The following is a 25,231-nucleotide window of genomic DNA, read 5'->3' on the forward strand; positions in this document are numbered from 1 at the left end:
GCATCGATGATCATCACCGCGCTGAGCAACTGGACACCTCGACCGGGCACGCTCGTGGAGTGGCACCCCAGTCGGGCGGCGTCGGACGCTGCGCTGGCAGCCCCGGTGCACTCGGCCCCGCCGTCGTTTCTGCAGGAAGACCATCTGGTCGCGGCTGCAGCAGCGTCCGCTCGCGGTGACGTTCACCACGCCTACACCGGTGTCGCGACCGAGATCGACGGGGCACTCGATCGGGATGCCCTCTCCCGGGCGATCGCTGCGTACGTGCTCCGGCACGAGGGATTGCGGTGCTGGTTCGAGGTGAACGGTACGCACGTCGTGCGACACCTCGCCTCGAACGCGGTCGCCGAGTTCGAACCGAGCGATGCAGGCAGCTTCGACACCGACGAGCAGTTCCAGAGTTACGTCCGTGCCCGTTTCTCCGCCGAAGCCACGGCGTTCGAGTGGCCGGGATTCGTCGTCGGTGCCGTCGATCGCTCCGACGGTTTCACGCTCTACTACGGTGCGGATCACGCGTTCACCGACGGTGGTTCACAGGCGCTCGTCATCAGCGAACTCGCCGATCTGTACGCCCTGGAGATCGGCGAGGACGCTCCCGTACCTGCGGCAGCGGGCAGCCACCTCGAGTACGCGACTGCAGAGCGTGCGCTCGCGGCGACGTACGGCCCCGACGCCCCCGAGATCGCGGCGTGGAGAAGCATCTTTCGAAACAACGACGGGAAAATGCCGCGGTTCCCTCTTACCCTCGGCCTCGAGGAAGGCGAACGCGGACCGGTGCGGATCGTCGAACGCCATCTGCTCGACGCCGACGCCACCGCTGCGCTCGACCGGGCGTGCAAGGCTGCGGGTGCCCGCATCAGCAGCGGCGTGTTCGCAGCCGTCGGCATTGCCGATTTCGAACTGGCCGGCCGCACCGACTACTTCGGTATCACGGTGCTCAGCACCCGACACGTCGGTGACTACGCGCAATCGCAGGGCTGGTTCGTGAACTTCGCGCCGGTCGCGTTCACCGTCGGGGACGCCGACGCCTTCTCCGAGGTCGCCGTCAGGGCTCACGCCGGATTCGAGGCTTCGAAGAAGATCGCAGCGGTACCCGTTCATGCCGTCCTCGGCGCGCTTGCTGCCGACGGAACATTGGGCAGCGAATTGGCCGTGAGTCCGAACATGCTGTCCTACATCGATTTTCGATGGTTCCCCGGTGTCGGCCGTCCTGCTGATACTCGGGGTGAGCATTTCACCGGCGAAGGCAGGACGTCCAACGCGTCGATGTGGATCAACCGCGACGCAGACCACCTCTACTTGTGCGCGCAGGTACCCGACAATCCGGTTGCCGCCGAGTCGGTCGAGCGCTATCACTCGCACCTGCAGAGCATCCTGGAATCGGTTGCCCGTGACGGCGACTACGCGATACGGGTGGCCGAAGTCGTCGGTGGTTGACCGGTGCGAGTGACCTCGATAGCCGACTTCCACACCGCACCGGGGCAGTACCTGGAGTGGCCGGTCGTGATGCGCGCAGGTACTGCGTCGTCCGTTCCGCCGTCGTTCAATCAGAGCTTCCATCTGTCGTCCGCACTCGAGCCTGCGGTCGGCAGTGGCACTGACACGGCATCGGTATGGATCGCGGTCGCCTTCGACGTCGACGGACCGATCGACATCGATGCTCTCACTTCTGCTTTCGGTACGTTCGTGCGCCGCCACCCGGCTCTGCGGACCTCGTTCGCCGCGCGAGACGGCGTCGTCGCTCGGCGCGTGTACGAGCCGGACGAGGTCGACGTCATGACACCGACGTCGGTGATCGTCGACGGATCCGCAGCGCTCACCGCGCACATTCGCGCGCGGTTCGACGTCCTCTGCCACCCCGCCCGCATTCCGTCGTATTCGCTCGCGGCGGTGAGCCGTACGAGCCGTTCGACCGTGGTGTGCGGTTTCGATCATGCTCACGTCGATGCGGTCTCGATGACGGTCGCGGCCGAGGAGATCTCGCATCTCTACGCGGCACACCGCGTGCAGGACGCGGCGGCCCTTCCCGAGGTCGGGAGTTTCGTCGACTTCTGCGCTACCGAGATCGCCGCTCCCGTGGTCGATCTCACGGACCCTCGCCTGCAGGCGTGGGCGAATTTCTTCGCGAGCTGCGGGAACCGGACACCCGAATTTCCTTTCGACCTCGGCGTGCCGTCCGGTACTCGCGCACCTCAGGCCACGACCGTGCACCGCCTTGCCGACGCCGCCGAGGCCGCCGCGTTCGAACAGGCCTACCGAGATCTGGGCGGCGGTAGTTTCGCCGCGGTCGCCGCAGCGATGGCGCAGGCGTCGGCGGACATCGGTGGCCCGAGCACTCTCCCGCTGCTCTTTCCACTGCACACCCGTCGCGAAGCCCGGTACGAGCAGGCGATCGGATGGTTCACCACCAACGCTCCGATGAGCGTCGAGGTGTTCGAGACGTTCGCGGGCACACTCGCCTCGGCACAGTCGTCCTTTCGGGACGCACTCGCGCTCGGGACCGTGCCGATACCCCGCGTCCTCGAAGCCGTGGGCGACACCCTCACGCGCGGGCGCGGCGACGTCTTCATGATCTCCTACGTCGACTACCGGCGCCTGCCCGGAGCCGACGCCACCGGCCGCAACGCGCACCACATCAGCAACGTCACCACTGCCGACGACGCTCAGTTCTGGGTGTCGCGGACCCAGGACGGGCTTGCGCTGCGTTCACGTTTTCCGGACACGACGCAGGCGCACATGGTGATCGAGCGTTTCGTCCGAGCACTGCAGTCGGTCGTCCGTGCCGCGGCATCGGACCCGGTGAACACCAGTGACCTCTTGCTTCTCGGCCCGAGCGCATAGGATCGATGCAGTCAGCTCGTCACCCGGCGAACTGCTCATCTCCCTCTCGAATTCTCAGTAGGAGCGAAGAAGAAGTGCCCATAGCAGCAGATCCCACCCCCGCCTTCGCCGACTATGCGCACCCGGATCGCCTGGTGTCCACGCAATGGCTGTCCGCACATCTCGGAACTCCCGGCCTCAAGGTCGTCGAGTCCGACGAGGATGTGTTGCTGTACGACGTGGGGCACATTCCCGGCGCCGTCAAGATCGACTGGCACCTGGACCTGAACGATCCCGTGACGCGCGACTACATCGACGGCGAGCAGTTCGCGGCGTTGATGCGCCGGAAGGGCATCTCCCGCGACGACACCATCGTGATCTACGGAGACAAGAGCAACTGGTGGGCTGCGTACGCGCTCTGGGTGTTCACGCTCTTCGGACACGAAGATGTGCGTCTGCTCGACGGTGGACGCGACGCGTGGCTGGCGGAGATCCGTGAGACGACGCTCGACGTTCCCGAGTACCCGGCCACGGATTACCCGGTCGTCGAACGCAACGACGCCCCCATCCGGGCGTATGCGTCGGATGTTCTGTCGGCCCTCGGTTCCGTTCCGCTGGTGGACGTTCGTTCACCTGCCGAGTACACCGGCGAACGCACTCACATGCCGGACTACCCGGAGGAGGGCGCATTGCGCGGCGGGCACATCCCGACCGCCACGAGCATTCCGTGGGCCAAGGCGGCGGCAGCGGACGGCCGTTTCCGCTCACGCGCGGAACTGGACGAGATCTACGGAGATGTCGTCGCGAACGACGAGGTCATCGCGTACTGCCGTATCGGTGAGCGGTCGAGCCACACCTGGTTCGTTCTGACGCATCTGCTCGGGCACGAATCGGTCCGCAACTACGACGGCTCGTGGACCGAGTGGGGCAACGCGGTTCGTGTTCCGATCGCCCGTGGCGAGGAGCCCGGCGACGCACCGGCGAAGAAGTAGCGCCGTGGCCGATTCTCAGGGCATGCCTGACACCCTGGCCGAGATCGTCGAGGATTTCGCGGCGGTCGGGGGCCAGGACAAGCTTCAGTTACTGCTCGAGTTCAGCCGTGAGCTTCCCGAGCTGCCTGCTCACCTCGAGCAAGCAGCGATGGAGCCCGTTCCGGAGTGCCAGTCCCCACTGTTTCTCTCCGTGGACGCCGACGACCGAGACCATGTTCAGCTGTACTTCAGCGCGCCGCCGGAGGCACCGACGACGCGCGGCTTCGCGTCGATCCTTCACCAGGGCCTCGACGGTCACAGTGCGCAGGACATTCTGGACGTGCCGGACGACTTCTATCTGGCGCTCGGGTTGGGCGACGCGGTGAGCCCGCTCCGGCTGCGCGGGATGTCCGCGATGTTGGCTCGCATCAAACGACATCTGAGGTGACCGGCCGTCTTGATCGATACACTTCGGGCTCGGTACACTCGGCTTGTCTGTTCAAGTCACCGGGAAAGATGGTCAGTGCCGCATGGAATTCACCGAGCTGGCTGACTACGCCATTCCCGCTGGAACCATCACCGAGTGGATTCCCAGCGTCGGGCCGCACGCCACCACTCCGGTTCTGGCCGGGTGGCAGCCCGACAACCGACCCACGTCGTACGTCCACGAGGCGCATCTACGCTCCAGCCTCGCCAGCCCCAGGCGAGGGCGGGAGAGCTGGCTGGGCGCAGCATTCGAGATCGACGGCCCGCTGGACAAGCCCGCGTTCCGGCGGGCCGTCCTCGCGTGGATCGACCGTCACGAATCGATGCGCTCGCACGCGTCGATCGACGAGGATTCCGGTGCACTGTCTCGTGTGACCGCAGCCGAGGGCGCCATCGACGTCTGGCAGGTGGAGCAGGAACGCTGCGTTCAGTCCAGTGAGGTCTACGAGCACCTTCAGTACCTGTTCGACGAATTCACGTCACCGCTGGCGTGGCCCGCCTACGCTTTCGTGACGCTCGAGCCGCTGGCCGAGGAAGCCTCGGATCGCGTCACTGTCTTCTTCGCCGCGGACCACTCGATCATCGACGGACTGTCCACCGTTCTCGTCGCACACGAGATCTCCGCCCTGTATGCGGAGGCCAAGGATCAGGTGCCCGCGGGGTTGTTCGAGGCAGGTTCCTACCTCGACTTCGGCGTGTCCGAGCGGCGGGTGCACGAGGAACTGGAGAACACGCACGACGCCGTCCTGGCGTGGAAGCATTTCTTGGACGAGGGCAACGGTGAGTTGCCTGAGTTCCCGCTGGACATCGGTCGTCCGGGCGGCATGCACGCACCGCAGAGCGGCCTGTCGGCGTGGATTCTCGATGCGGAGCGAGCCGACGCTTTCTCGGTGGCGTGCCGGAAGACAGGCAACAGGCTGTTCTCCGGCCTGCTCGCGGCGTTGGCTGTCGCGGGCGCAGAACTTTCCGGCGACACTCGGTTTCGCACCATCACACCGGTCCACACCCGAGACCAGCCACATTGGGTGTCCTCGCTCGGCTGGTTCGTCGGGCTGTGCCCGCTGTCCTTCGACATCGCCGACGCGGAATCGTTCGGCTCCATCGTGGCTCAGGCGACCGAGCAGGTCACGGCGACGAAGCCTGTGGCCCGGGTACCTCTGGATCGCGTCTTCCGGGCGCTCGACGCGTCGGCGAAACCGCGTTTCGTCGTCTCTTTCATGGACGTGCGCTTCGCCCCCATGGCCGAGAACTGGCACGACTGGAATGCCCGCGCGCTGCGCAGCAGGCAGTACGACCACGACGTCTACATCTGGATCAACCGGACGCCTCGCGGGATCAACATCTCCGCGCGCTACCCCAACACCGAGGAAGCGACGTCGAACGTGCACCAGTACGTCGGCGCACTTCGCCGGATCGTCGACGAGGTGGTCGATACCGGGAGTTACGCCCTCTCCGGTCGAGCAGGGCGTGAGCGCAACCTCGACGCGTCCAGTACCGGCCCGATTGCTACCAATCAGTAGGTAGTGACTCGATTTTTGGGGAGGTTCCCCATAATCACCATCCAGTTTCGGTTGTCTTCGGGGCTGTGCTTAAACTCCGAAGAGACGCTCGTACCAGTGCGGCACGAAACGGCCAGCACGGAACACTCGACACCACAGGAGGCTCAGTGCCCAGCCATGCCAGTGCGCATATCACCAAGGTCCTCGTCGCTAATCGCGGCGAGATTGCAGTTCGGGTGATCAGAGCAGCAGCAGATGCAGGCCTGAGAAGTGTCGCGGTCTACGCAGAACCCGACGCCGACGCACCCCACGTCCGCCTCGCCGACGAAGCCTTCGCCCTCGGCGGCCAGACCTCGGCGGAATCGTATTTGGTCATCGACAAACTCTTGGGCGCCGCAGCCAAGTCCGGTGCCGACGCCATCCACCCCGGCTACGGCTTCCTCTCCGAAAACGCCGACTTCGCCCAGGCCGTCATCGACGCAGGCCTGATCTGGATCGGACCCTCCCCCCAATCCATCCGCGACCTCGGCGACAAAGTCACCGCCCGCCACATCGCCGCCCGCGCCAAAGCACCCTCGGTTCCCGGCACCGCAGAACCGGTCAAGGACGCCGAGGAAATCCTTGCCTTCGCCGACGAACACGGCCTCCCCATCGCCATCAAAGCCGCCTTCGGCGGCGGCGGACGCGGCATGAAGGTCGCCCGCACCCGCGAAGAGATCCCCGAGCTGTTCGACTCCGCCACCCGCGAAGCCGTCGCAGCGTTCGGTCGCGGTGAATGCTTCGTCGAGCGCTACCTCGACAAGCCCCGCCACGTCGAAGCACAGGTCATCGCCGACCAGCACGGCAACGTCGTCGTCGCAGGCACCCGCGACTGCTCCCTGCAGCGCCGCTTCCAGAAGCTCGTCGAGGAAGCACCGGCACCGTTCCTCACCGACGCCCAGCGCGCGGAGATCCATTCCTCCGCCAAGGCCATCTGCAAAGAGGCCGGCTACTACGGCGCCGGGACCGTGGAATACCTCGTCGGCCAGGACGGCCTGGTCTCCTTCCTCGAGGTCAACACCCGCCTGCAGGTCGAACACCCGGTCACCGAAGAGACCTCCGGCATCGACCTGGTGCTGCAGCAGTTCCGCATCGCCAACGGCGAAGAGCTCTCCATCACCGAAGACCCCGCCCCGCGTGGACACTCGTTCGAGTTCCGCATCAACGGTGAGGACGCAGGCCGCGGCTTCCTGCCCGCTCCCGGCCCGGTCACCACGTTCGTCGCGCCGTCCGGTCCCGGTGTGCGCGTGGACTCCGGTGTCGAATCCGGCTCGGTCATCGGTGGCCAGTTCGACTCCATGCTCGCCAAGCTGATCGTCACCGGCGCCACCCGCGAGGAAGCCCTCGCGCGTTCGCGTCGCGCGTTGGCCGAATTCAAGGTCGAAGGCCTCGCCACGGTCATCCCGTTCCACGCGGCCGTCGTCTCCGATCCCGCGTTCATCGGCAACGGAGAATCTTTCGACGTCCACACCCGCTGGATCGAAACCGAGTGGGACAACCAGGTACCCCCGTTCACCGCAGGCGAGCCGCAGGGCGAGGACGAGGCGCTGCCGCGTCAGGCCGTCGTCGTCGAGGTCGGTGGCCGACGCGTCGAGGTGTCCCTGCCCGGCCAGTTCTCCCTCGGCGGCGGCGCAGGTGCGACCGACGGTGCAATTCGCCGCAAGCCCAAGCCCCGCACACGCGGCGGCGCAGGCGCCGGAGCTGCCTCCGGTGACGCTGTCACCGCACCCATGCAAGGCACCGTCGTCAAGGTCGCCGTCGAAGAAGGACAAGAAGTCGCCGAAGGCGACCTCATCGCCGTCCTCGAAGCCATGAAAATGGAAAACCCCGTCAACGCCCACAAAGCAGGCACAGTGACCGGCCTCGCCGTCCAACCAGGATCGGCCATCACCCAGGGCACCGTCCTCGCAGAACTGAAGTAGTACGAAAGAAAGCGACGTCCGGGTTAGTCTGTCTGTCATGGCCGACAACCCGGACGTTCGCATTGGTACCGCCGAACGCGAGCAGGCGCTCTCCAACCTGAGTCAGCACCTGAGCGACGGACGCCTGACGCTTCCGGAATTCGACGAGCGCAGCGCGGTGGTGACTGCAGCGACAACCCGCGGCGAGCTGGATTCGGTCTTCACCGACCTTCCCACGCCCTCGTTGGCTCCTACGGCGTCCCGGCCGCTCGACATCTCCAAGTCCGCAGAGCCTGCGATCGAGCCGGCAGCCCCGGCCGTGGTGGACGGCTGGGATTGGCGAAAAGCCACCATGGCGGCGGCACCGATCGTTGCGCTGATCCTGTTCTTCGTCGTACCGGTGTCCAACAGCTGGTTGTTCTTCCTTCTCATTCCTCTCGCCGGTGCCCTGCTGTTCGGTGGCGATCGCTCCAGGCGGCGCGATCGGTGACGGCGAAGATACTTCTCTTCGACGTCTTCGGCACGGTCGTCGATTGGAGAACCAGCGTTGCCGCGCACTGCGCCGACGCACTGCCTGGCGACGTCGATTCGTACGCGTTCGCCGACCGTTGGCGCAGTCTCTATCAACCATCGATGGAGGACGTCCGATCCGGCGCGCGGGAGTTCGTCCGTCTCGACGTGCTTCACCTCGAAAGCCTGCGGACCGTACTCGACGAGTTCGGTGTGCACTTGCCCGCCGAGGCCGTCGCTAGGTTGAACACTGTCTGGCATCGACTGACGCCGTGGCCGGACTCGGTCTCCGGGCTCTCGCGGTTGAAATCGCAGTTCGTGATCGCTCCCCTGTCCAACGGCAACATCTCGCTGCTGTTGGACATGGCGAAGAACGCAGGATTGCCGTGGGACGCGATACTCGGCGCCGAGCCGGTGCGCGCCTACAAGCCGAGCCCCGAGGCATACCTACGCACCGCCGACATCCTCGGTGTCCCACCGGAGCACTGCATGATGGTTGCCGCACACAACAGTGACCTCGACGCGGCGCGTGCATGCGGATTCCAGACTGCCTTCATCGCCCGCCCCACCGAACACGGTCCGTCCCAGACCACCGACCTCATCGCCGAGTCGGACTGGACCTACAGCGTTTCGTCGATCGCAGAACTGGCTTCGGTGCTGGGATGCTGAACAGATCGACAGCTGCTCGATTATCCGTTTGCCACCAACCCCGCTAGAGTTGTCCCTCGGTGCGCCGGGAAGTCTGGTCGGCATGAACTGACCATGCCCGAAAGTCGTTGCCCCACTGACATGGGCGATGACGTCGAGAAAGGCCATCATGCCGACATCACCGACGCAGCGAACACTGTTCTCCCGCGGTTCGTGGTCCGAGGCCAGCCGTATCGCCGCAGTACTCCGCAAAGAAACGGTGGGCGGAGTTCTACTACTCATCGCTGCCGTCGCGGCACTCGCCTGGGCGAACTCGCCGCTGTCCGACAGCTACCGAACCTTGATGAACTTCACGATCGGCCCGTCCTCGATCCACCTGAATCTCACCGTCTCGACGTGGGCAGCCGACGGCCTGCTTGCAATCTTTTTTTTCGTTGTCGGCCTCGAACTCAAACGCGAGTTCGTCGCAGGCGACCTCCGAGATCCGAAGCGCGCAGCGCTTCCCATCGCGGCCGCGGTCGGCGGAATGATAGTTCCCGCACTCATTTTCGTGCTCGTCAACCGCAATACCGGTGACGGCGCGCTGCAGGGATGGGCCATTCCCACAGCGACCGACATCGCATTCGCTGTGGCAATTCTCGCCGTGATCGGCACCCATCTACCCACTGCACTGAGAACGTTCCTTCTCACTCTCGCCGTTGTGGACGACTTACTCGCGATCACCGTCATCGCGATCTTCTACACAGACGAGGTGAACTTCGTGGCACTCGCCCTCGCTGTGATCCCTCTCGGTCTGTTCACGATCGCCGTCCAGAAACGGTTACGGTCGTGGTGGATCCTCATCCCGCTCGCGATCGCCACGTGGGTGTTGGTACACGAATCGGGTATCCACGCCACCGTCGCAGGAGTACTACTGGGGTTTGCAGTCCCCGTGATTCGAAGCCGAGCGGCGGGCGGACCCGATGCCGGCCCCGGACTCGCCGAACACTTCGAACATCGCATTCGCCCCATCTCCGCCGGCGTCGCTGTTCCTGTGTTCGCATTCTGCGCGGCAGGCGTGACTGTCGGTGGCTTCAGCGGACTGACCAGCGCGATCACCGACCCCGTGGCACTCGGAATCATTGCGGGCCTGGTGATCGGCAAGACCGTCGGGATTTTCGGTGTCACCTTCCTGCTCTCGAAATTCACTCGAGCATCGCTGGACAGCACCGTCAGATGGGTGGACGTAGTGGGAATCTCCATGCTTGCCGGCATTGGATTCACCGTGTCGCTGCTGATCGGCGACCTCGCCTTCGGACCAGGCACCGATCGCGACGACCACGTCAAGATCGGTGTGCTCACGGGATCGATCATGGCGGCCCTGCTGGCCTCGGCCCTCCTTCGAGCGCGCAACACGGTGTACCGAAAGATTCACGAGGACGAGACGCGGGACGACGATCATGACGGGATTCCGGACGTGTATCAGAAGCGAAACCCCTGAGAAGCGGTTTCCTTCGGTGGTCCCGACGTCGACACGCGGACCTCGAGTTCTCGTCGACAACCCGGTAGGACCTCATCGATGATCGTGATCCACACCGGTTGCCCAGCGCGAACATTCGACGGCGATGACGTCGTCGCGGTTGCGGAGAAATTCTCGGGCGCCCTTGTCTCCCGTTGCGCCGGCGGCGACTGCGGCCCAGTGCTCGCGTCCGAACACCACCGGGTGACCGGGGGAACCGTCGAACACTGCTCGTGCGAGCCCGGTGGCGTCTGCCGCTGCCAGGACTGCGCGCACCACCTCCTCGCCGACGTCGGGAGTGTCCACCACGTGGACGACGGCGAAGGCTGCGTCACCTGCCGCGGCGAGCCCGGCCTTCAGCGATGCGCTCATCCCTTCCTGCCAGTCGGCTGCATACACGGCGCGAGCGGGGGCGGGAACGTCGGTGTCGGCGGCACCGAGGACGACCACGACGTCGGCGCAGCCTCCGTCCACCAATGCCTGGACGGCCGCTGCCAGCCAGTCACCGTCGTGGGCGAGGACCTTGGGTGAGCCGTATCGGCGTCCGGCACCTGCGGCCAGCAGCACTCCCACTGCATCTGGAACCACTGCACACCCTCCGTTTGGACATTCGCACAACGATGACGGCCGGACAGCCGATCATTATTGTGCCCGCTCGACTCGCGGCATCTCCCGCGATGGCGGATTCTGTTACCACTTCTCCTGCAGCGTGGCAGGACTTCGATTCCTGTTCGCTACCGCGAGGTGTCCACATGTCCGTTCTCCCGATCAAGCGTCGCCGTGTTCATCCTGTCGACGAAGTGTTGCCCGTCCCCAAACTCGCTGCGTACGGCTTTCAACATGTCGTCGCGTTCTACGCGGGCGCCGTACTGGTGCCGATCATCATCGGCAGCGCGATCGGACTGACCAACGAACAGTTGATCCACCTGATCAATGCCGACCTGTTCACGTGCGGGATCGCGTCGATCATTCAGTCCGTGGGGTTCTGGAAGATCGGCGTTCGCCTCCCGCTTTTGCAGGGCGTGACGTTCGCCGGAGTGTCACCGGTGATCGCGATCGCGATGGCGAACGGCGGCGGCACCGAGGGGTTGCTGTACGTCTACGGAGCCGTCATCGTCGCGGGCCTCGTCACGTTCTTCATGGCACCGTATTTCAGCAAGCTTCTGAGGTTCTTTCCGCCCGTCGTGACCGGGACGGTGATCACGATCATCGGCGTCGCACTGCTCCCCGTCGCCGTCAACGATGCGGTGACCAATCCCGCTACGCACGAGCAGGATCCGACGAACGGACGGTGGATGGCGTACGCCATCGGCACCCTGCTGATCATCGTGCTGATCCAGCGCTTCTTCAAAGGATTCATGGCGACCATCGCGGTGTTGCTCGGTTTGGTGATCGGGAGCGCCGTCGCATTCGTTCTGGGAGACATGAGCTTCGACGGCACCGGTGAAGCATCGTGGGTGGGCTTCACGCAGCCGTTCCTGTTCGGCGCGCCGAAGTTCAGCGTCATCGCGATCATCTCGATGATCGTCGTCATGCTGATCATTGCCGTCGAAACCACCGGAAGTGTCTATGCCACCGGCGAAATCGTCGGGAAGCGGATCAAGAAGGACGACATAGCGGCAACCCTGCGCGCGGACGGCGTGGCGACGGTGATCGGCGGGACGTTCAACTCGTTCCCCTACACCGCATTCTCGGAGAACGTCGGGCTGGTGCGTCTCACCGGAGTTCGGAGCCGGTGGGTCGTGGCAGCGGCGGGCGCAATCATGATCCTGCTGGGGCTACTGCCGAAAACCGCCGCGGTCGTTGCGTCGATTCCGCCGCCCGTGCTCGGCGGTGCGGCGCTGGCTCTGTTCGCGACGGTTGCCGTGGTGGGAATCCAGACGCTGTCCAAGGTCGATTTCACCGACCACCGCAATTTGATCATCGTGGCAACCAGCCTGGGCCTCGCGATGCTGGTGACGATCCAACCGACGGTGTCCCAGGGCGTGCCTGCATGGCTCGAGATGCTCTTCGGCAGCGGTATCGTCCTCGGAGCCGTCACGGCGATCGTGTTGAACGTGTTGTTCTTCCATCTCGGTGGTCGCGGCCAGGCCGTGGCAGGTGGACCGGGTAAGGGAATCACCCTGGACAAGGTCAACGCAATGACTCCCGACGAATTCGCCTCGACGTTCGGCGGTCTGGTTCAGGGCACACCATGGGTGGTCGAGCGTGCGTACCAGCAGGCACCGTTCGCCGACGCGCACAGCCTGCGGGAGGCGTTCCAGGAATCTCTGCTGGCCGGGACGACGGAGGAGCAGGTGGAGCTGATCAACAGTTACCCCGACCTCGGCAGTGAGGATGCGACGGGAACACTGCACGCTGCAGATCACGTCGGCCTGTCCAATCTGGAGGAAGACGAGCACGACAGCATCGTCCAACTCGCGGCGGAGTACCGGCAGCACTTCGGATTTCCGCTCGTGATCTGTGCCAGGGAGACCGAACGCTACGACAGAGTTCTCGCCAATGGGTGGTCGCGCATGGAGAATGCAGCCGCGGCCGAGCGATCGTTTGCGATGATCGAGATCGCCAAGATCGCGAACTATCGCTTCGACGACCTCGTCGCCGACGCCAACCCCATCGCCGCCGCCCGCTTCGGTCGGCTGACCGAGCACAGATAGCGAGATGCGTTGTTACACGAATGGATAGGCCTGGACGGGTTCAACGAACTGTCGGACCGGCAGGCGATGCATGCTCTGTTCGAGTGTTGCTCGTCGTCGATCTGGGCTCGACGGGTCGCCGGGTCTCGGCCGTTCTCGTCCCGAGATCAACTGCTGGACCGGGCAGATCGAGTGCTCGCCGAACTCCCGGAAGCGGAGATCGACCAGGCGCTCGACGGCCACCCCCGGATCGGCGGGCGGGCGGACAACAGCGCATCCCAGCGCGAGCAGGCGGCTGTCCAGAGTGCAGGATCGGATGTGCTGGCCGAGCTCGCCGAGGCCAATCGCAAGTACGAAGCACAGTTCGGGCACGTATACCTGGTGTGCGCCACCGGACGGTCGGCGACGGAGTTGCTCGCTATCCTCGAAGAGAGATTGGGGAACGACCCCGAGACCGAGCGACGGGTGCTGCGCGTGGAACTGGCCAAGATCAACAGAATTCGACTGAACCGGGTGTTGGGGCCGCAGCAGTGAGCGGGATCAGCACGCACGTTCTCGACGCGGTCGCCGGGGCTCCCGCGGTGGGGATACGGGTCGCGCTGTTCCATCCGGTGGACGGACAGATCGCGACGGCGGCCACCGACGCCGACGGACGGGTGCCGGAACTGGTACCCGGTCCGGTCGCTACCGGTACGTACCGCCTGTCCTTCGACACCGGCAGCTACTTCGACGTCCACGGCACGGCGACGTTCTATCCGGAAGTGTCCATCTCGTTCGCTGTGACCGACCCGGATGCGCACTACCACGTTCCATTGTTGTTGTCCCCGTTCGCCTATTCCACCTATCGCGGGAGCTGAGATGACCGACCTGAACGGCAAGATCATCCTCGGGGCAAACCAGTACGGCAAAGCCGAGAACCGAGTCGTCCGGATCTACCGTGATTCTCCGCGACACGAGATCCACGACATCAACGTCTCGAGCGCGCTGCGCGGCGACTTCTCACCCGCCCACCTCGTCGGCGATCAATCGAATGTTTTACCGACGGATACGCAGAAGCAGACGGCATACACGTACGCCAAGTCCAAGGGCCTGTTGCACATCGAGAGCTACGGGCTCGACCTTGCCCGGCATTACGTCGACGATGTCGAGCCCGTCGAGGGCGCCCGCATCGAGCTCGAGGAGTACGCCTGGCAGCGTGTTGTCGTCGACGGAGCCGAGCACGACCACACGTGGACGCGCAAGGGCGAGGAGATCCGCACGTCCGCGGTGACCGTCGAAGGCAAGGGCGAGTACCAGAAGACGTGGGTCGTCAGCGGTTTCAAGGAACTGATCATCCTCAAGTCCACCGGTTCGGAGTTCGCGGGCTTCCTCGAGGACGAGCTGACCGTGCTCGAACCGACCCATGACCGGGTGATGGCGACGTCTCTCACTGCGCAGTGGCGCTACACTCGCACCGACGTGGACTGGGACGGAGTCCACGCAGGCGTGAAGGCCGCGATGATCGAGCGGTTCGCCAACCTGCAGTCACTTGCACTGCAGCAGACGTTGTACGCGATGGGTGAGGCGGTACTGCAGAAGTATCCGTTCATCGCAGAGATTCGGATGTCGGCACCCAACAAGCATCATTTCCTCTACGACACAGCACGTTTCGGTGTCCCCAACGACAACGAGGTATTCAACGCCGACGATCGACCCTATGGTTTGATCCAGGCGACGGTCGAGCGCGAGGATGCCCCGGACGCCGGCAGTGCATGGCGCACCTACTCGGTGGTCGGCTGAGCACCGGTACCTACTGCAGAACCTGCTCGGCCCACTCGACGAGAGGGGCCATCTTCCGCCACGATTCACGGACCCGCGCAGCGGCTTTCGGTGTTTCGAGCCAGGCAGGCGAACCGAAATGCCTGCTGACGGTCAGGGTCTTGTGGCGGAGCAGTTCGATCCGCGGGTGGTCGGCGTCGTAACCTCGCGGTTTGGTCTTGAGCTGGTCGCCGCCGATCTCGAAGCCTGCTTTCTGCATCGCCGCAACGATGTTCTCGAGCTCGGTCCCGCGCACCTCGGTGTCGACGGCGTCCCGGAACCGGGCGATTCCGTCGGCGTCCGCGTGATAAAAGCCGCCCGCGACGAAAAGTCCGGCCGGGTCGATCTGAACGTAGTACCCCAGGGCCGAGCCCCGCGCGACGAACGCACCCTGGTGCGCTTTGTAGGGGGTCTTGTCCTTCGAGAATCGGACGTCGCGGTACGGCCGGAACATCTTCGCGGGACCGAACTCGGACTCGAGTTCGGCGAGAAGCGCCGTCATCGGTTCCTTCACCGAGTGTTGGTAGACGTCCTTGTGGGCGTTCCACCACACTTTGCTGTTGTCCGCTTCCAGGTCCTCGTAGAAGTCGAGAGCGGCGAAAGGGATCCCCGTGAAAGCCATGAGCCCGATTCTAGGTGTGCGGTTGCGCCACCGATTGCAGAGCCAGGTAGACGTCGACGCGGTCCGCAGTGGACGCCATATCGCGGCCGAGCAGTTCTTCGACGCGTTTGATCCGGTAGCGGACCGTGTTGAGATGGACGTGAAGCACGTCGGCTGTCCTGTTCCACGAACCGCCCTGGGCCAGGAACTCACGCAGGGTGTCGAGTAGTCCGGAGTCGCCGTCGTACCGAAGCACCGGACCGAGGACACGCTCGGCATAGTCGCGTCGGACACGGTCGGGAAGAATCGACACCAGCGAGACCGCCGAGTCCAGATCGCCCGCGGCGACGACAGCGACCTGTTTCTCGCTCGCCCTCGCCACGTCGGACGCGTGACGAGCGGATTGAACCGCACCTTCCAGTGCCGAGCCCGTCACCTCGGAGCTGACGCCGACGACGAGCCTGCTCCTCCCGATCCCGGCGGCCAGCCTGCGCAATCTCGTCCGGAGAACGGGCACGATGTCGACGGCTTTGGTTGTCACGATCCCCACGATGTCGCCGCGGCTTCCGCCACCGACGCATCCACCGCCGAAGGACGTCAGAGTGTCCGACAGAACGGTCCTGAGCAGTTCGTGCATGTCACCTCGACCGACGAAGACCGCACTGATCACGACGAGTGGTTGTTCGGGATCGACGCCGGCTTGGCGAAGCCGTACGAGCGTCTCCGATGTCGACCAGTCCTCTTCCAGCAATCGCACGGCCTGGTCGGCGATTTCGCGTCGCACGAGGCGGCCTTCCTCCCTGCGAGCGCGGTCGAGAGCAGCGATCGACGCGAGCTGACCGAAGGCGTCGGAGATCGCCGGACCGAAGGTCCGGTAGTCACCGGAGACGGCAAGGAACCAGCGCATCGCTCTGGTGGACAGCGCCGCACCGACACCGAAGATGCTGTGGACGCGGCCTCCTGCGAGGGTGACCGTCGCGGGCAGGCTGTCGGCGGACAGGGCGCAGCGGGTCAGCGCATCGACGTCCTCGTCGGAGAAGGGGGTCGCTTCGACGACGAGTCGACGCCCGGTCGCGGTGAAGATCGAGCACTGCATCCCGGTCTCGCGTGTGGTGTGGACGGCCAGCTCGTCGAGGGCACGGCCGTCGGCGACAGCCGTCAGGAGCTGTCGTTGTCGCATGAGCGAGGTGTTCAACGCGGCGATCCTGTCGCCCGACACCCGGTCGACGAGAAACTCCGTCAGATCGCCGAACGACACCGACGCCGGTACGGCGAGCAGGGGCAGTCCGTGCCGCTCGCACGCGTCGACGAGATCGACCGGAACGTGACCGAGCAACCCCTCACCGGCTGCCAATGCCACAGCGCCCGAGTCGAACACTGCCCGAACGAACGCGTCCGAATCCTCGGGCGCTCGGCGCCACACGAGTCCGGTGATGACCAACTCGCCGCCCGCGATGTAGCGAGACGGATCCGGTAGATCGGTCGTGAACGTCCACTTGACGGTTCGCTCGTACGCCTCCGTATCCGTGGTCAGCATGCGGATGCCAAATTCCGGAACCGCGAGCAGGTCTTTGACCTGCATGTTCACCTCCGATGTTCCCCGGCTTTGTAGGAACGGACAATAACCGCGGAGTGTTTCGGTCGCGTTTCGGTCGTATCGCATCAGTACGCCGCCGCCGTAACAGATGTTCACTAGAGTTCGCACATTGTCACTCCGCAGGCTCCGCTCCTGCGGAGCACAATGGTCACTCCGCAGGCTCCGCTCCTGCGGCACACGAAGGCGGTGACGGATGGACCTGGGAACGATTGCCGACGTGGTGATTCCGCGCATGCGGTCCGATGTTCCTCCCGGCCGCGACGACAGTGCGGTCATCGCCGGTGGAACCTGGTTGATGTCGGAGAAACAGGACCATCTGACGCGTCTGGTCGACATCACCGGTCTTGGTTGGCCGCCGCTAGTGGTGGACGACGCCGGATTGACCGTCGCGGCGACCTGCACGATCGAGACACTGGCGACGGCGACCTTCGAACGGGACTGGCCGGCGACGGTGTTGTTCGAGCAGTGTGCGACAGCATTGCTCGCGTCGTTCAAGATCTGGAAGGTCGCCACCGTCGGCGGCAACATCTGTCTCTCTCTACCCGCGGGTGCGATGATCTCACTTGCGACGGCTCTGGACGGCGTCACGACGGTCTGGGCCGACGACGGTTCCGAGTACACCGTCCCGGTGGTCGACTTGGTGACCGGGCCGCACGAGAACGCCCTGCGGGTGGGCGACGTGCTGCGCAGCGTTCGCTTCACCTCCGAGGCACTCTCCGCGACAACCGCGTTCCGGAAGATTGCTCTCTCTCCGCTCGGACGTTCCGCGGCGGTGGTCGTCGGGCGTCGCGATACCGACGAACAGTTCGTCGTCAGCGTGACGGCCGCGACGAGGCGCCCGTACGTACTCCGCTTTCCTGGGCTGCCGAGCCAGGACGAGCTGAGAGGAGCGCTCGCCGGGAGTATTCCCGACACTGCCTGGTACGACGACCCCCACGGAGCGCCGGATTGGCGCCGACACATCACCATCGGCTCGGCCGCGGAGATTCTGGAGGAACTGACGTGCTAGTCGGCATCAACGGCACACCCACCGAATGTTCCCCCCGCCCAGGGCAATGCCTGCGCACTCTGCTGCGTGATCATGCGCATTTCGAGGTCAAGAAGGGGTGCGACGCCGGGGACTGCGGCGCCTGTTCGGTTCTCGTCGACGGAGAGCCGGTGCATTCCTGCATTTTTCCGGCGTTTCGTGCCGCCGATCGGCAAGTGACCACGGTCGCGGGGCTGGGCACGCCCGAGGACCTGCATCCTGTCCAGCGACGATTCGTGGAGGCGGGAGGCTTCCAGTGCGGTTTCTGCACTGCGGGGATGGTGGTCACTGCGTCGACGCTCGACGATGAAACGGATCTGCCCCGCGACGATCTTGCGCAGAAGCTGAAGGGCAACCTGTGCCGCTGCACCGGGTATCGCAGTATCGCCGACGCGGTGCACGGCGTGGTGAACACCGAGAAGGTCACCGACGGTCCGTCGTCGGGTCGGTCGCTGTCTGCTCCTGCGGCAACGCGAATCGTCACGGGAACCGAGGACTACACACTGGACATCACGCCGGCCGGGCTCCTGCACGCCAGTGTTCTGGGCAGTCCGCATCCACACGCGAGAGTGGTGTCGATCGACACGTCGGTCGCCGAGGCACTACCCGGAGTCAGACTGGTCCTCACCTCCGCGGACAGCCCGGACCGGCTGTTCTCCACCGCCCGCCACGAACAACGGACGGACGACCCGGACGACACTCGCGTGATCGACACGGTGATGCGCTTCAAGGGGCAACGCGTCGCGGTGGTCGTCGGAGAGACCCTGGCCGATGCCGAAGCGGGATGCCGAGCGCTCGTGGTGGAGTACGAGGTACTGCCTGCGGTGTTCGATCCCGCAGCGGCGTCGCTTCCCGGGGCGCCGCTCGTACATGCGGACAAGGGCCAGGAGTCGCGGATCGCGGACCCGTCGCGCAATCTCGTTGCCGAATTGCACGGTGGCACCGGCGATGTGGACGCGGCCGTCGCCGATGCCGATGCCGTCGTCACCGGCCGATTCACCACACAGCGAATCCAGCACGTGCATCTCGAGACGCACGGCACGATCGGATGGATGGACGACTCCGGACGCCTGACGCTGCGGACGAGCACTCAGGTTCCGTTTTTGGTGCGCAACGAGATCTGCGAGATCTTCGGTCTTCGCCCCGACCGCGTCCGGGTGTTCACCGCCCGCGTCGGCGGTGGGTTCGGAGGGAAGCAGGAGTTGCTGACCGAGGACATCGTTGCGCTCGCAGTGTTGAGAACGGGCTCGCCCGTCCAGTTCGAGTTCACCCGTGGCGACGAGTTCACCGTCTCACCGTGCCGTCACCCGTTCCAGGTCGACGTCACGGTGGCGGGCACCGCCGACGGCGTCCTGACCGCGCTGGCGGTGGATGTGGTGACCGACGCAGGGGCGTATGGAAACCACTCCCCCGGCGTCATGTTCCACGGGTGCGGAGAATCGGTCGCCGTCTACCGATGCGCCAACAAGCGGGTCGACGCGAAGTCCGTCTACACCAACAACATTCCGTCCGGCGCGTTCCGCGGGTACGGGCTGGGACAGGTGATCTTCGCGGTCGAGTCCGCGATCGACGATCTGGCACGCGACCTGGACATCGATCCCTTCGAGTTCCGACGCCGCAATGTCGTGGTGCCGGGTGATCCCCTCGTGGCCGCGCACGTCGAGGGAGACGATCTGATGTTCGGCAGCTACGGCCTCGACCAGTGTCTCGACCTGGCAGAGCGCGCGTTGAGGGAGGGCAACGGTGTCGGTGCTCCACCGGGATGGAAGGTCGGCGAGGGAATGGCGATCGCGATGATCGCAACCATCCCGCCGCGTGGGCACTTCGCGGAGGTCACCGTATCGCTCGGCCGCGACGGAACCTACGAGATCGGCATCGGCACAGCAGAGTTCGGCAACGGGACGACGACGGTGCACACGCAGATCGCCGCGACGGAACTCGCCACGTCCCCCGACCGGATCGTTGTCCGGCAGTCCGACACCGATTCCGCGACATACGACACGGGTGCCTTCGGTTCGGCCGGGACCGTCGTGGCGGGCAAAGCGCTCCTGGCAGCGGTCCTGCTCCTCTCCGAGCGCATTCGCGGTGTTGCCGCGTCGGCGTTCGGCGTCGCGCCGGAGGCATGCATCCTCGGGCCGGAGGGTGTGCACTGCGAGGATCGCTTCATGTCCCTGCCCGACGTCCTCGCCGACGCGGGCGGAACACTGACCGCGTCGGGTGACAGTGGCGGGGTCCCCCGATCGTTGGCGTTCAACGTTCACGCCTTCCGCGTCGCAGTCGAGGAGAGCACCGGCACCGTCCGAATCCTGCAGTCGATCCAGAGCGCCGACGCAGGCACCGTCATGAATCCTCAACAGTGCCGTGGCCAGGTCGAAGGCGGCGTGGCTCAGGGCATCGGTTCGGCGTTGTACGAGGAGATCCAGACCGACGGCGCGGGGACGGTCGTCACCGATTCCATTCGCAGCTACCACGTCCCGCAGTTCGCCGACATACCTCCGACCGAGGTGTACTTCGCCGACACCTACGACCAGCTCGGCCCGTTCGGCGCCAAGTCGATGAGCGAATCACCGTACAACCCGGTCGCCCCGGCGCTGGCGAATGCGATCAAGGATGCCATCGGATCACGGCTTCATGCCCTTCCGCTCTCCTCGGATCGGGTGTGGCGCTCACTCGACGGCTGAGAACGGGGCGACTGGAAGACCTTCCAGTTCTTCGTCAGACGCCAGTAGAGGTAGGACACGAGGCCGATGGGAATGGGCAGGAACCACGTCGCGAATCGGAACACCAGAACAGCCGCAACGAGTTCCGCCTGCTGACCGGTGGACAACCCGACCCCGAGCACGGCGATCAACGCGGCCTCGGCGACCCCGAGGCCACCCGGCGTCGGGGCAACGAACGCTGCGAGCGACATCGCTCCGAACGCCACGAAGATTCTGTCCCACCCGATGTCGTCGTGACCCAGACCGGCCATCCGAACCGACACACCGAGCACTGTCGCGCCGAGTACCTGCGTCAACACCATCGTGGCGGTCAGTGACCTCCAGGACGTCCGGACTTCGGCGAGCAGATCGGCACGGAAGATGGCGATCTGCTCTTCCATGTCCCGAGGTTGGATTCTGGTGATGCGCTCGGCCACGGCACCGCGCATCCGTGTGAGCAGCCGACCGAGGGCGCGAGCGAACCGATCGCTGCTCAGGATGCATCCGATCGATGCGCAGATGGCCGTCACGACCACGCACGCGCCGACGGCAATCCACACCACCGACCCGGACACCGAGCCGAACACGACGAGTACGACGAGCGCGATCGCCATGACTCCGTAGCGCGAAAGATTGGTCCACAACCCCACGGCGAGAATGGAGGTCGTGCTCGCGGCGAGCGTGAACCCCCACGATCGATACATCGCGAACGTCAATCCGGTTGCGACGGTGCCGCCTTCGGGCACAGTGTTGGCGAGCGCCGACGACGCGGTTCGTGCTACCCCGGCACGCGGCAGGTCGAGCCCCGGGAGAGTGTAGGTCATGGGCTTGAACATCGATGCGAGGTAGACGAGGCCGAGACCGGAGACGACGAGAACGTGGGTGAGGGAGATGGACCCGATGGCGTCGGACACTGAACCGGAGTTACCGACGGTCCGGTAGAGGAGCCACATCACCAGTCCGACCACCCCGTACGACAGGACGGCGGAGACAACCTTGCGCACTCCAGAACGCGTCATCGGTCGTAGAACGTCTGCAGAATGATGGTGCTGCGGGTACGAACGTTCGCGGTAGCTCGAATGTCTTGGAGCAGTTGTTCGAGTGCACGCGGCGACGAGGTTCGCACCAACAGGACGTAGCTTTCCTCACCGGCGACCGAGTGACACGACTCGATCGCGGTGATGTGCCGAAGGCGGGCAGGCGCATCGTCGGGCTGCGCCGGATCGATCGGGGTGATCGCAACGAACGCAGACAGCGGCCGGCCCAACGCTTCCGAGTCGACCTGTGCGGTGTAGCCGCGAATGACTCGTCTCGATTCCAGACGGCGTACACGCGATTGCACCGCCGACACCGACAGGCTTGCCTTGTCGGCCAGAGTCGCGAGGGTCGCGCGGCCGTCTGCGACGAGTTCGTCGATGATCAACCGGTCGATCCGGTCGAGATTTTCGCTCACCTGCGCAATGTAGCCCAGAACGCCCGGTTTCGGCGGACTGGACTACCGGAAATCCGCACCGGGTGCGGGCTAGGATGTGTCCGTGTCGTCCTGGCCGGAGCGTGCTCGTGAACTTGCCGATTCGGTACTGTTCCCTGCCGCCGACTCCGTCGACGCCGACGGTGAGATCCCCTCCAGCCATTTCGAAATCTTGGCGGCGGAGGGCTTCTACGGGCTCGCATCCGACCGCGGTGAACCGCTGGGGTCGGACGAGTTGCCGCTCGTCGTCGAAACCCTCTGCGCCGGTTGCCTGGCAACCACCTTCACCTGGATGCAGCACAACGGCGTCGTCATGTCGCTCTCCCACTCGAGCAACACGTCGTTGCGCACACGGTATCTCGACGGCGTGATCGATGGATCCGTCAAGGCGGGTGTTGCCTTCGCAGGCGCGATACCGCGGCCGCCCAAGCTGTATGCGCGCCGAACCGACACCGGCTACGTGTTGGACGGGCACGCGCCGTTCGTCACGGGATGGGGCATAGTCGACATCCTTCAGGTATCCGCGCGCGACGAGTTCGACGATTCCATCGTGCACCTCGTCATCCCGGCCACGAATGCGGCCGGTATCGAGGTCGAACGCCTGACGCTGATCGCCGTCGACGCGAGCAACACGGTCCGGCTGCTGTTCGACGGCGTCGAGGTGGACGATTCTCAGGTCGTGTCCGTCGTGACGGACGAGGAGTTCCAGTCCGGACAGATCTACGGGTCGTATCTGAACGGGTGCATGGCGATGGGTGTCGCACGTCGCGCCATCACTCAGATGGACGATATCGGAACCGATACCTCATCGTTTCGCCGCTCTCATTCCCAGCGTCGCGCTGCATTCGACGACGCCCTCGCCGGCACGTACGACATGTTCGCGGCGCGGGCGGAAGCGTCGGAACTGGCGATGCGGGCGGCGGCTGCGCTGGTGACCGCCACCGGTTCGGGAGCAATCGTCGGGCACGGCACGCCGGAGCGGCTGGTGCGGGAGGCTACGTTCACCCTCGTCGGCGCGGGACGGCCCCAGATCAAAGCCGAACTACTCCGGACCTTGCAAGGCGACCCCGCAGGCAGGAGCGGACGGTGGCCGTCAGACGAAGAGTGGCGGTAGAGCGAACACCATCACTGTCGACCAGGCGACGTGAGTCAGCATCGGCGCCAGGATGCCGCCGGAGGAGCGGCGCTGGAGCGCCAGGACGAACCCCAGGGTGATGGCGGCGAACGCGAGCATCGGGTTGCCGCTGGCGAGGGTGACGACCGTGTAGACGAGCGTCGAGATCAGAACCGGCTTGCGGCGTCCGATGGCGGCGAAGAGTGCGCCACGAAAGAAGATCTCCTCGGCCACACCGTTCAGGAGCGTGATGAACACGATCAGGCCCATCGACCCCATCGTGGCGTGCGCCAACACGTTGGCGACGAAGTCCGCGAGGGGCGGAATCTGGCGAACGACGAGACCGCCGACGACGAACACACCGCCGGCAGCGAGACCAATGAGAATCGGTGTGATGATCGGCCGACGCATCGAGCCGTTGAACGTGATTCGCCCGAGGTGCAACGGGCCGGAGACGAATCCGCCGATGATCCACGTAGCCGCCAGCGCGATCGTCAGCGGGTAGAAGGCGTTGTCCCCCGGGCTCACCGACAGCGACACACCGAGAAGAACTGCTCCGACGACGAGTGTGATGCCGACGACGATGCGTCGGCGAAGGAAAGCGCGATCGGACTGCCGGTGATCACGGTCGACCTTGTCCACGAGCGCGGACTTCATCACGTCGACCACCGTGGTCTGCCACGTCGCCATCAAGCCTCCTCGTCCCCGCCGTGTTCGTCGTTCGATCCCCCGCGCACGCGTCGTATCACCGATCTCGCGCGTTCCGAAACACCACCGACCACGTCGAGGTTGGTGCGCACCACCGCTGCCACCGGCCACGAGTAGAGCATCTTGCGTGCACCGAGGGCTTCGAGCAAGCTCCACGTCTCGTCGGAGGATGCTGCGACGCCGTAGCGGCGGATGCCGATTGCGTCGCCGCCACTCCAGACCGCGTCGGTGTGCGCGAGCCGGAGCGGATCCTTGGATGCACGAACTCCCGGCGGCTCACCGACGGTGCCGAGAACGCTGCGGCGCATCGCTTCGTCGATCGTGGTCCGCCCGCCCTCCTTCTCTCCGACGAGATCGACGATTCGACTTTCGGTCGCCGTCATCGTGTTGTGAAGGGAATGAACGAGGTCCTCGGCCAGAGCGTCGGGGACGGGGATGATCTTGCCGATCACGCGACCTGCGAGGCCGGTGGGGACGCCGGGAGCGGACACCCCGATCCGCGTCAGGCCGGCGGCGTCGACGTACGCGAACAGTAAGTCTCGGTAGGGCACGACGTCGGGCCCCCCGATGTCGTACGCACCCGCGGGCACCTCCTGCCTGGAGGCCAGCAGGTAGAACAGAACGTCGTCGACGGCGATGGGCTGCACGGGCCGGTTCAGCCAGCTCGGTAGCGGCAGCACCAGCAGTCGGTCGGCGAGATAGCGGAGCATTTCGTAGGACGTCGAGCCTGCGCCGAGGACGATGGCGGCCTTGAGCCACACCACCTCCACGCCGTCGACGTCGAGTGCTTCGCCGACGTCGGCGCGGCTGCCGAGATGCTCGGACAGCGCTTCACCTTCCGGAGCGAAACCACCGAGATAGACGATTCTCCTGACACCGGCCGCTGCCGCCGCTTCGGCGAACTGCCCCGCCGAGCGCAGGTCCTGGGCTCGGTAGTCCTCCTGGCCGATCGCGTGCACCAGGTAGTACGCGGTATCGATGTCTCCGGCAGCCTCGAACGCGTCGGCCAGCGAGCTCGTGTCGCCTGCATCGAGCGCCACCGTCTCCACCTCGTGTCGCCAGTCGAAGCGATCGAGGCTGTCCGGCCGACGTGACGCGGCCACGACGGTGTCGCCGTCGTCGAGCAACGCGGCGACCAGACGCGAACCGATGTAACCACTTGCCCCCGTCACGAGAACTCTCATGCTCGCCAAGGCTAACCGGCTCGCG

The 25,231-nt window shown here is 65.2% G+C and carries 23 protein-coding genes; 16 read left to right on the forward strand and 7 right to left on the reverse strand.

The genetic code is table 11. The annotated features are described in order from the left end of the window. Positions 1 to 6 precede the first annotated feature (6 nt). The 9 genes from CH289_RS25825 (at position 7) to nhaA (ending at position 10,354) form a co-directional block, all read left to right on the forward strand. Entirely contained in the window at positions 7 to 1,437 is a 1,431-nt protein-coding gene (locus CH289_RS25825) for a condensation domain-containing protein (RefSeq protein ID WP_020112138.1), read from the forward strand. Positions 1,438 to 1,446: 9 nt separating this feature from the next. Next, positions 1,447 to 2,841: a condensation domain-containing protein gene (locus CH289_RS25830; RefSeq protein ID WP_094713782.1), complete on the forward strand. Its 1,395-nt coding sequence runs from the start codon at positions 1,447 to 1,449 to the stop codon at positions 2,839 to 2,841. Between the two features lie 74 nt (positions 2,842 to 2,915). Then, positions 2,916 to 3,812 carry a sulfurtransferase gene (locus tag CH289_RS25835; protein ID WP_020112140.1) on the forward strand — a complete coding sequence of 299 codons (897 nt, stop codon included), beginning with the start codon at positions 2,916 to 2,918 and terminating at the stop codon, positions 3,810 to 3,812. 22 nt (positions 3,813 to 3,834) lie between these two features. Further along, complete coding sequence (locus CH289_RS25840; protein WP_094728838.1) at positions 3,835 to 4,239, forward strand: SufE family protein; 405 nt, start codon at positions 3,835 to 3,837, stop codon at positions 4,237 to 4,239. Between the two features lie 82 nt (positions 4,240 to 4,321). Then, positions 4,322 to 5,797 carry a condensation domain-containing protein gene (locus tag CH289_RS25845; protein WP_094728840.1) on the forward strand — a complete coding sequence of 492 codons (1,476 nt, stop codon included), beginning with the start codon at positions 4,322 to 4,324 and terminating at the stop codon, positions 5,795 to 5,797. A gap of 146 nt (positions 5,798 to 5,943) precedes the next feature. Further along, positions 5,944 to 7,737: an acetyl/propionyl/methylcrotonyl-CoA carboxylase subunit alpha gene (locus CH289_RS25850; RefSeq protein ID WP_094728842.1), complete on the forward strand. Its 1,794-nt coding sequence runs from the start codon at positions 5,944 to 5,946 to the stop codon at positions 7,735 to 7,737. 37 nt (positions 7,738 to 7,774) lie between these two features. After that, the gene (locus CH289_RS25855; protein WP_019666160.1) at positions 7,775 to 8,206 is read left to right on the forward strand and encodes a DUF1707 SHOCT-like domain-containing protein; all 432 of its coding nucleotides are present in this window, start codon (positions 7,775 to 7,777) and stop codon (positions 8,204 to 8,206) included. After that, a complete protein-coding gene (locus tag CH289_RS25860; protein ID WP_019666161.1) occupies positions 8,203 to 8,895 on the forward strand; it encodes a haloacid dehalogenase type II in 693 nt (230 codons plus the stop codon). Before CH289_RS25855 ends, CH289_RS25860 begins: the two co-directional genes overlap by 4 nt. 127 nt (positions 8,896 to 9,022) lie before the next feature. After that, the gene (gene nhaA / locus CH289_RS25865; protein WP_033190515.1) at positions 9,023 to 10,354 is read left to right on the forward strand and encodes a Na+/H+ antiporter NhaA; all 1,332 of its coding nucleotides are present in this window, start codon (positions 9,023 to 9,025) and stop codon (positions 10,352 to 10,354) included. A 72-nt stretch (positions 10,355 to 10,426) separates the two neighbouring features. Here the strand turns inward: nhaA and CH289_RS25870 are convergent, their stop codons facing one another. Continuing rightward, complete coding sequence (locus tag CH289_RS25870; RefSeq protein WP_019666163.1) at positions 10,427 to 10,960, reverse strand: nucleotidyltransferase family protein; 534 nt, start codon at positions 10,958 to 10,960, stop codon at positions 10,427 to 10,429. Positions 10,961 to 11,124: 164 nt separating this feature from the next. On the opposite strand from CH289_RS25870, the gene CH289_RS25875 reads away from it, so the two are divergent. Genes CH289_RS25875 through pucL form a run of 4 tightly spaced genes read left to right on the forward strand, consistent with a single transcriptional unit; the run spans position 11,125 to position 14,787 of the window. After that, positions 11,125 to 13,029 (forward strand): solute carrier family 23 protein, encoded by a 1,905-nt coding sequence (locus CH289_RS25875; RefSeq protein ID WP_033190513.1) that lies wholly within the window; start codon positions 11,125 to 11,127, stop codon positions 13,027 to 13,029. A gap of 9 nt (positions 13,030 to 13,038) precedes the next feature. Further along, positions 13,039 to 13,542 (forward strand): 2-oxo-4-hydroxy-4-carboxy-5-ureidoimidazoline decarboxylase, encoded by a 504-nt coding sequence (gene uraD, locus CH289_RS25880; RefSeq protein WP_094728844.1) that lies wholly within the window; start codon positions 13,039 to 13,041, stop codon positions 13,540 to 13,542. Then, positions 13,539 to 13,865, forward strand: coding sequence for a hydroxyisourate hydrolase (uraH, locus tag CH289_RS25885; RefSeq protein ID WP_019666166.1), 327 nt, complete (start codon positions 13,539 to 13,541; stop codon positions 13,863 to 13,865). The genes uraD and uraH overlap by 4 nt, the downstream gene beginning before the upstream one ends. A 1-nt stretch (position 13,866) precedes the next feature. After that, the gene (pucL, locus tag CH289_RS25890; protein ID WP_094728846.1) at positions 13,867 to 14,787 is read left to right on the forward strand and encodes a factor-independent urate hydroxylase; all 921 of its coding nucleotides are present in this window, start codon (positions 13,867 to 13,869) and stop codon (positions 14,785 to 14,787) included. A gap of 10 nt (positions 14,788 to 14,797) precedes the next feature. Here the strand turns inward: pucL and CH289_RS25895 are convergent, their stop codons facing one another. Beyond that, positions 14,798 to 15,427 (reverse strand): DUF2461 domain-containing protein, encoded by a 630-nt coding sequence (locus CH289_RS25895; RefSeq protein ID WP_019666168.1) that lies wholly within the window; start codon positions 15,425 to 15,427, stop codon positions 14,798 to 14,800. Positions 15,428 to 15,437: 10 nt separating this feature from the next. Next, positions 15,438 to 16,988, reverse strand: coding sequence for a PucR family transcriptional regulator (locus CH289_RS25900; protein ID WP_249277029.1), 1,551 nt, complete (start codon positions 16,986 to 16,988; stop codon positions 15,438 to 15,440). A 208-nt stretch (positions 16,989 to 17,196) separates the two neighbouring features. On the opposite strand from CH289_RS25900, the gene CH289_RS25905 reads away from it, so the two are divergent. Both CH289_RS25905 and CH289_RS25910 read left to right on the forward strand, forming a co-directional pair. Beyond that, on the forward strand, positions 17,197 to 18,012 hold the full coding sequence (locus tag CH289_RS25905; RefSeq protein ID WP_094728848.1) for an FAD binding domain-containing protein: 816 nt from the start codon (positions 17,197 to 17,199) through the stop codon (positions 18,010 to 18,012). After that, positions 18,006 to 20,711 carry a molybdopterin-dependent oxidoreductase gene (locus CH289_RS25910; protein WP_026347960.1) on the forward strand — a complete coding sequence of 902 codons (2,706 nt, stop codon included), beginning with the start codon at positions 18,006 to 18,008 and terminating at the stop codon, positions 20,709 to 20,711. The genes CH289_RS25905 and CH289_RS25910 overlap by 7 nt, the downstream gene beginning before the upstream one ends. Here the strand turns inward: CH289_RS25910 and CH289_RS25915 are convergent. Together CH289_RS25915 and CH289_RS25920 are read right to left on the reverse strand one after the other, a co-directional pair. After that, positions 20,660 to 21,748 carry a lysylphosphatidylglycerol synthase transmembrane domain-containing protein gene (locus CH289_RS25915; RefSeq protein WP_019666173.1) on the reverse strand — a complete coding sequence of 363 codons (1,089 nt, stop codon included), beginning with the start codon at positions 21,746 to 21,748 and terminating at the stop codon, positions 20,660 to 20,662. The genes CH289_RS25910 and CH289_RS25915 overlap by 52 nt on opposite strands. Beyond that, positions 21,745 to 22,182 (reverse strand): Lrp/AsnC family transcriptional regulator, encoded by a 438-nt coding sequence (locus CH289_RS25920; RefSeq protein WP_019666174.1) that lies wholly within the window; start codon positions 22,180 to 22,182, stop codon positions 21,745 to 21,747. Before CH289_RS25920 ends, CH289_RS25915 begins: the two co-directional genes overlap by 4 nt. 76 nt (positions 22,183 to 22,258) lie before the next feature. Between CH289_RS25920 and CH289_RS25925 the strand changes: the two genes are divergently transcribed. Beyond that, a complete protein-coding gene (locus CH289_RS25925; protein WP_020112156.1) occupies positions 22,259 to 23,314 on the forward strand; it encodes an acyl-CoA dehydrogenase family protein in 1,056 nt (351 codons plus the stop codon). Here CH289_RS25925 and CH289_RS25930 read toward each other — a convergent pair. Next, positions 23,294 to 24,004 carry a CPBP family intramembrane glutamic endopeptidase gene (locus CH289_RS25930; RefSeq protein ID WP_019666176.1) on the reverse strand — a complete coding sequence of 237 codons (711 nt, stop codon included), beginning with the start codon at positions 24,002 to 24,004 and terminating at the stop codon, positions 23,294 to 23,296. The genes CH289_RS25925 and CH289_RS25930 overlap by 21 nt on opposite strands. Next, positions 24,004 to 25,206, reverse strand: a complete 1,203-nt coding sequence (locus CH289_RS25935; RefSeq protein ID WP_019666177.1) for an NAD(P)H-binding protein — start codon at positions 25,204 to 25,206, stop codon at positions 24,004 to 24,006. Before CH289_RS25935 ends, CH289_RS25930 begins: the two co-directional genes overlap by 1 nt. Positions 25,207 to 25,231: the final 25 nt, after the last annotated feature.

Source organism: Rhodococcus sp. RS1C4 (genome assembly GCF_002258225.1).
In the GTDB taxonomy this organism is placed as follows: Bacteria; Actinomycetota; Actinomycetes; order Mycobacteriales; family Mycobacteriaceae; genus Rhodococcoides; species Rhodococcoides fascians_E.

Excerpts from the sequence above, each read along its gene's own strand:
- CH289_RS25845 (WP_094728840.1), top strand. The coding sequence starts at position 4,322 with ATGGAATTCACCGAGCTGGCTGACTACGCCATTCCCGCTGGAACCATC.
- CH289_RS25915 (WP_019666173.1), bottom strand. The coding sequence starts at position 21,748 with ATGACGCGTTCTGGAGTGCGCAAGGTTGTCTCCGCCGTCCTGTCGTAC.
- CH289_RS25875 (WP_033190513.1), top strand. The coding sequence starts at position 11,125 with ATGTCCGTTCTCCCGATCAAGCGTCGCCGTGTTCATCCTGTCGACGAA.
- nhaA (WP_033190515.1), top strand. The coding sequence starts at position 9,023 with ATGACGTCGAGAAAGGCCATCATGCCGACATCACCGACGCAGCGAACA.
- CH289_RS25905 (WP_094728848.1), top strand. The coding sequence starts at position 17,197 with ATGGACCTGGGAACGATTGCCGACGTGGTGATTCCGCGCATGCGGTCC.
- CH289_RS25935 (WP_019666177.1), bottom strand. The coding sequence starts at position 25,206 with ATGAGAGTTCTCGTGACGGGGGCAAGTGGTTACATCGGTTCGCGTCTG.
- CH289_RS25840 (WP_094728838.1), top strand. The coding sequence starts at position 3,835 with ATGCCTGACACCCTGGCCGAGATCGTCGAGGATTTCGCGGCGGTCGGG.
- CH289_RS25825 (WP_020112138.1), top strand. The coding sequence starts at position 7 with ATGATCATCACCGCGCTGAGCAACTGGACACCTCGACCGGGCACGCTC.
- CH289_RS25895 (WP_019666168.1), bottom strand. The coding sequence starts at position 15,427 with ATGGCTTTCACGGGGATCCCTTTCGCCGCTCTCGACTTCTACGAGGAC.
- CH289_RS25930 (WP_019666176.1), bottom strand. The coding sequence starts at position 24,004 with ATGGCGACGTGGCAGACCACGGTGGTCGACGTGATGAAGTCCGCGCTC.
- CH289_RS25855 (WP_019666160.1), top strand. The coding sequence starts at position 7,775 with ATGGCCGACAACCCGGACGTTCGCATTGGTACCGCCGAACGCGAGCAG.
- pucL (WP_094728846.1), top strand. The coding sequence starts at position 13,867 with ATGACCGACCTGAACGGCAAGATCATCCTCGGGGCAAACCAGTACGGC.
- CH289_RS25900 (WP_249277029.1), bottom strand. The coding sequence starts at position 16,988 with ATGCAGGTCAAAGACCTGCTCGCGGTTCCGGAATTTGGCATCCGCATG.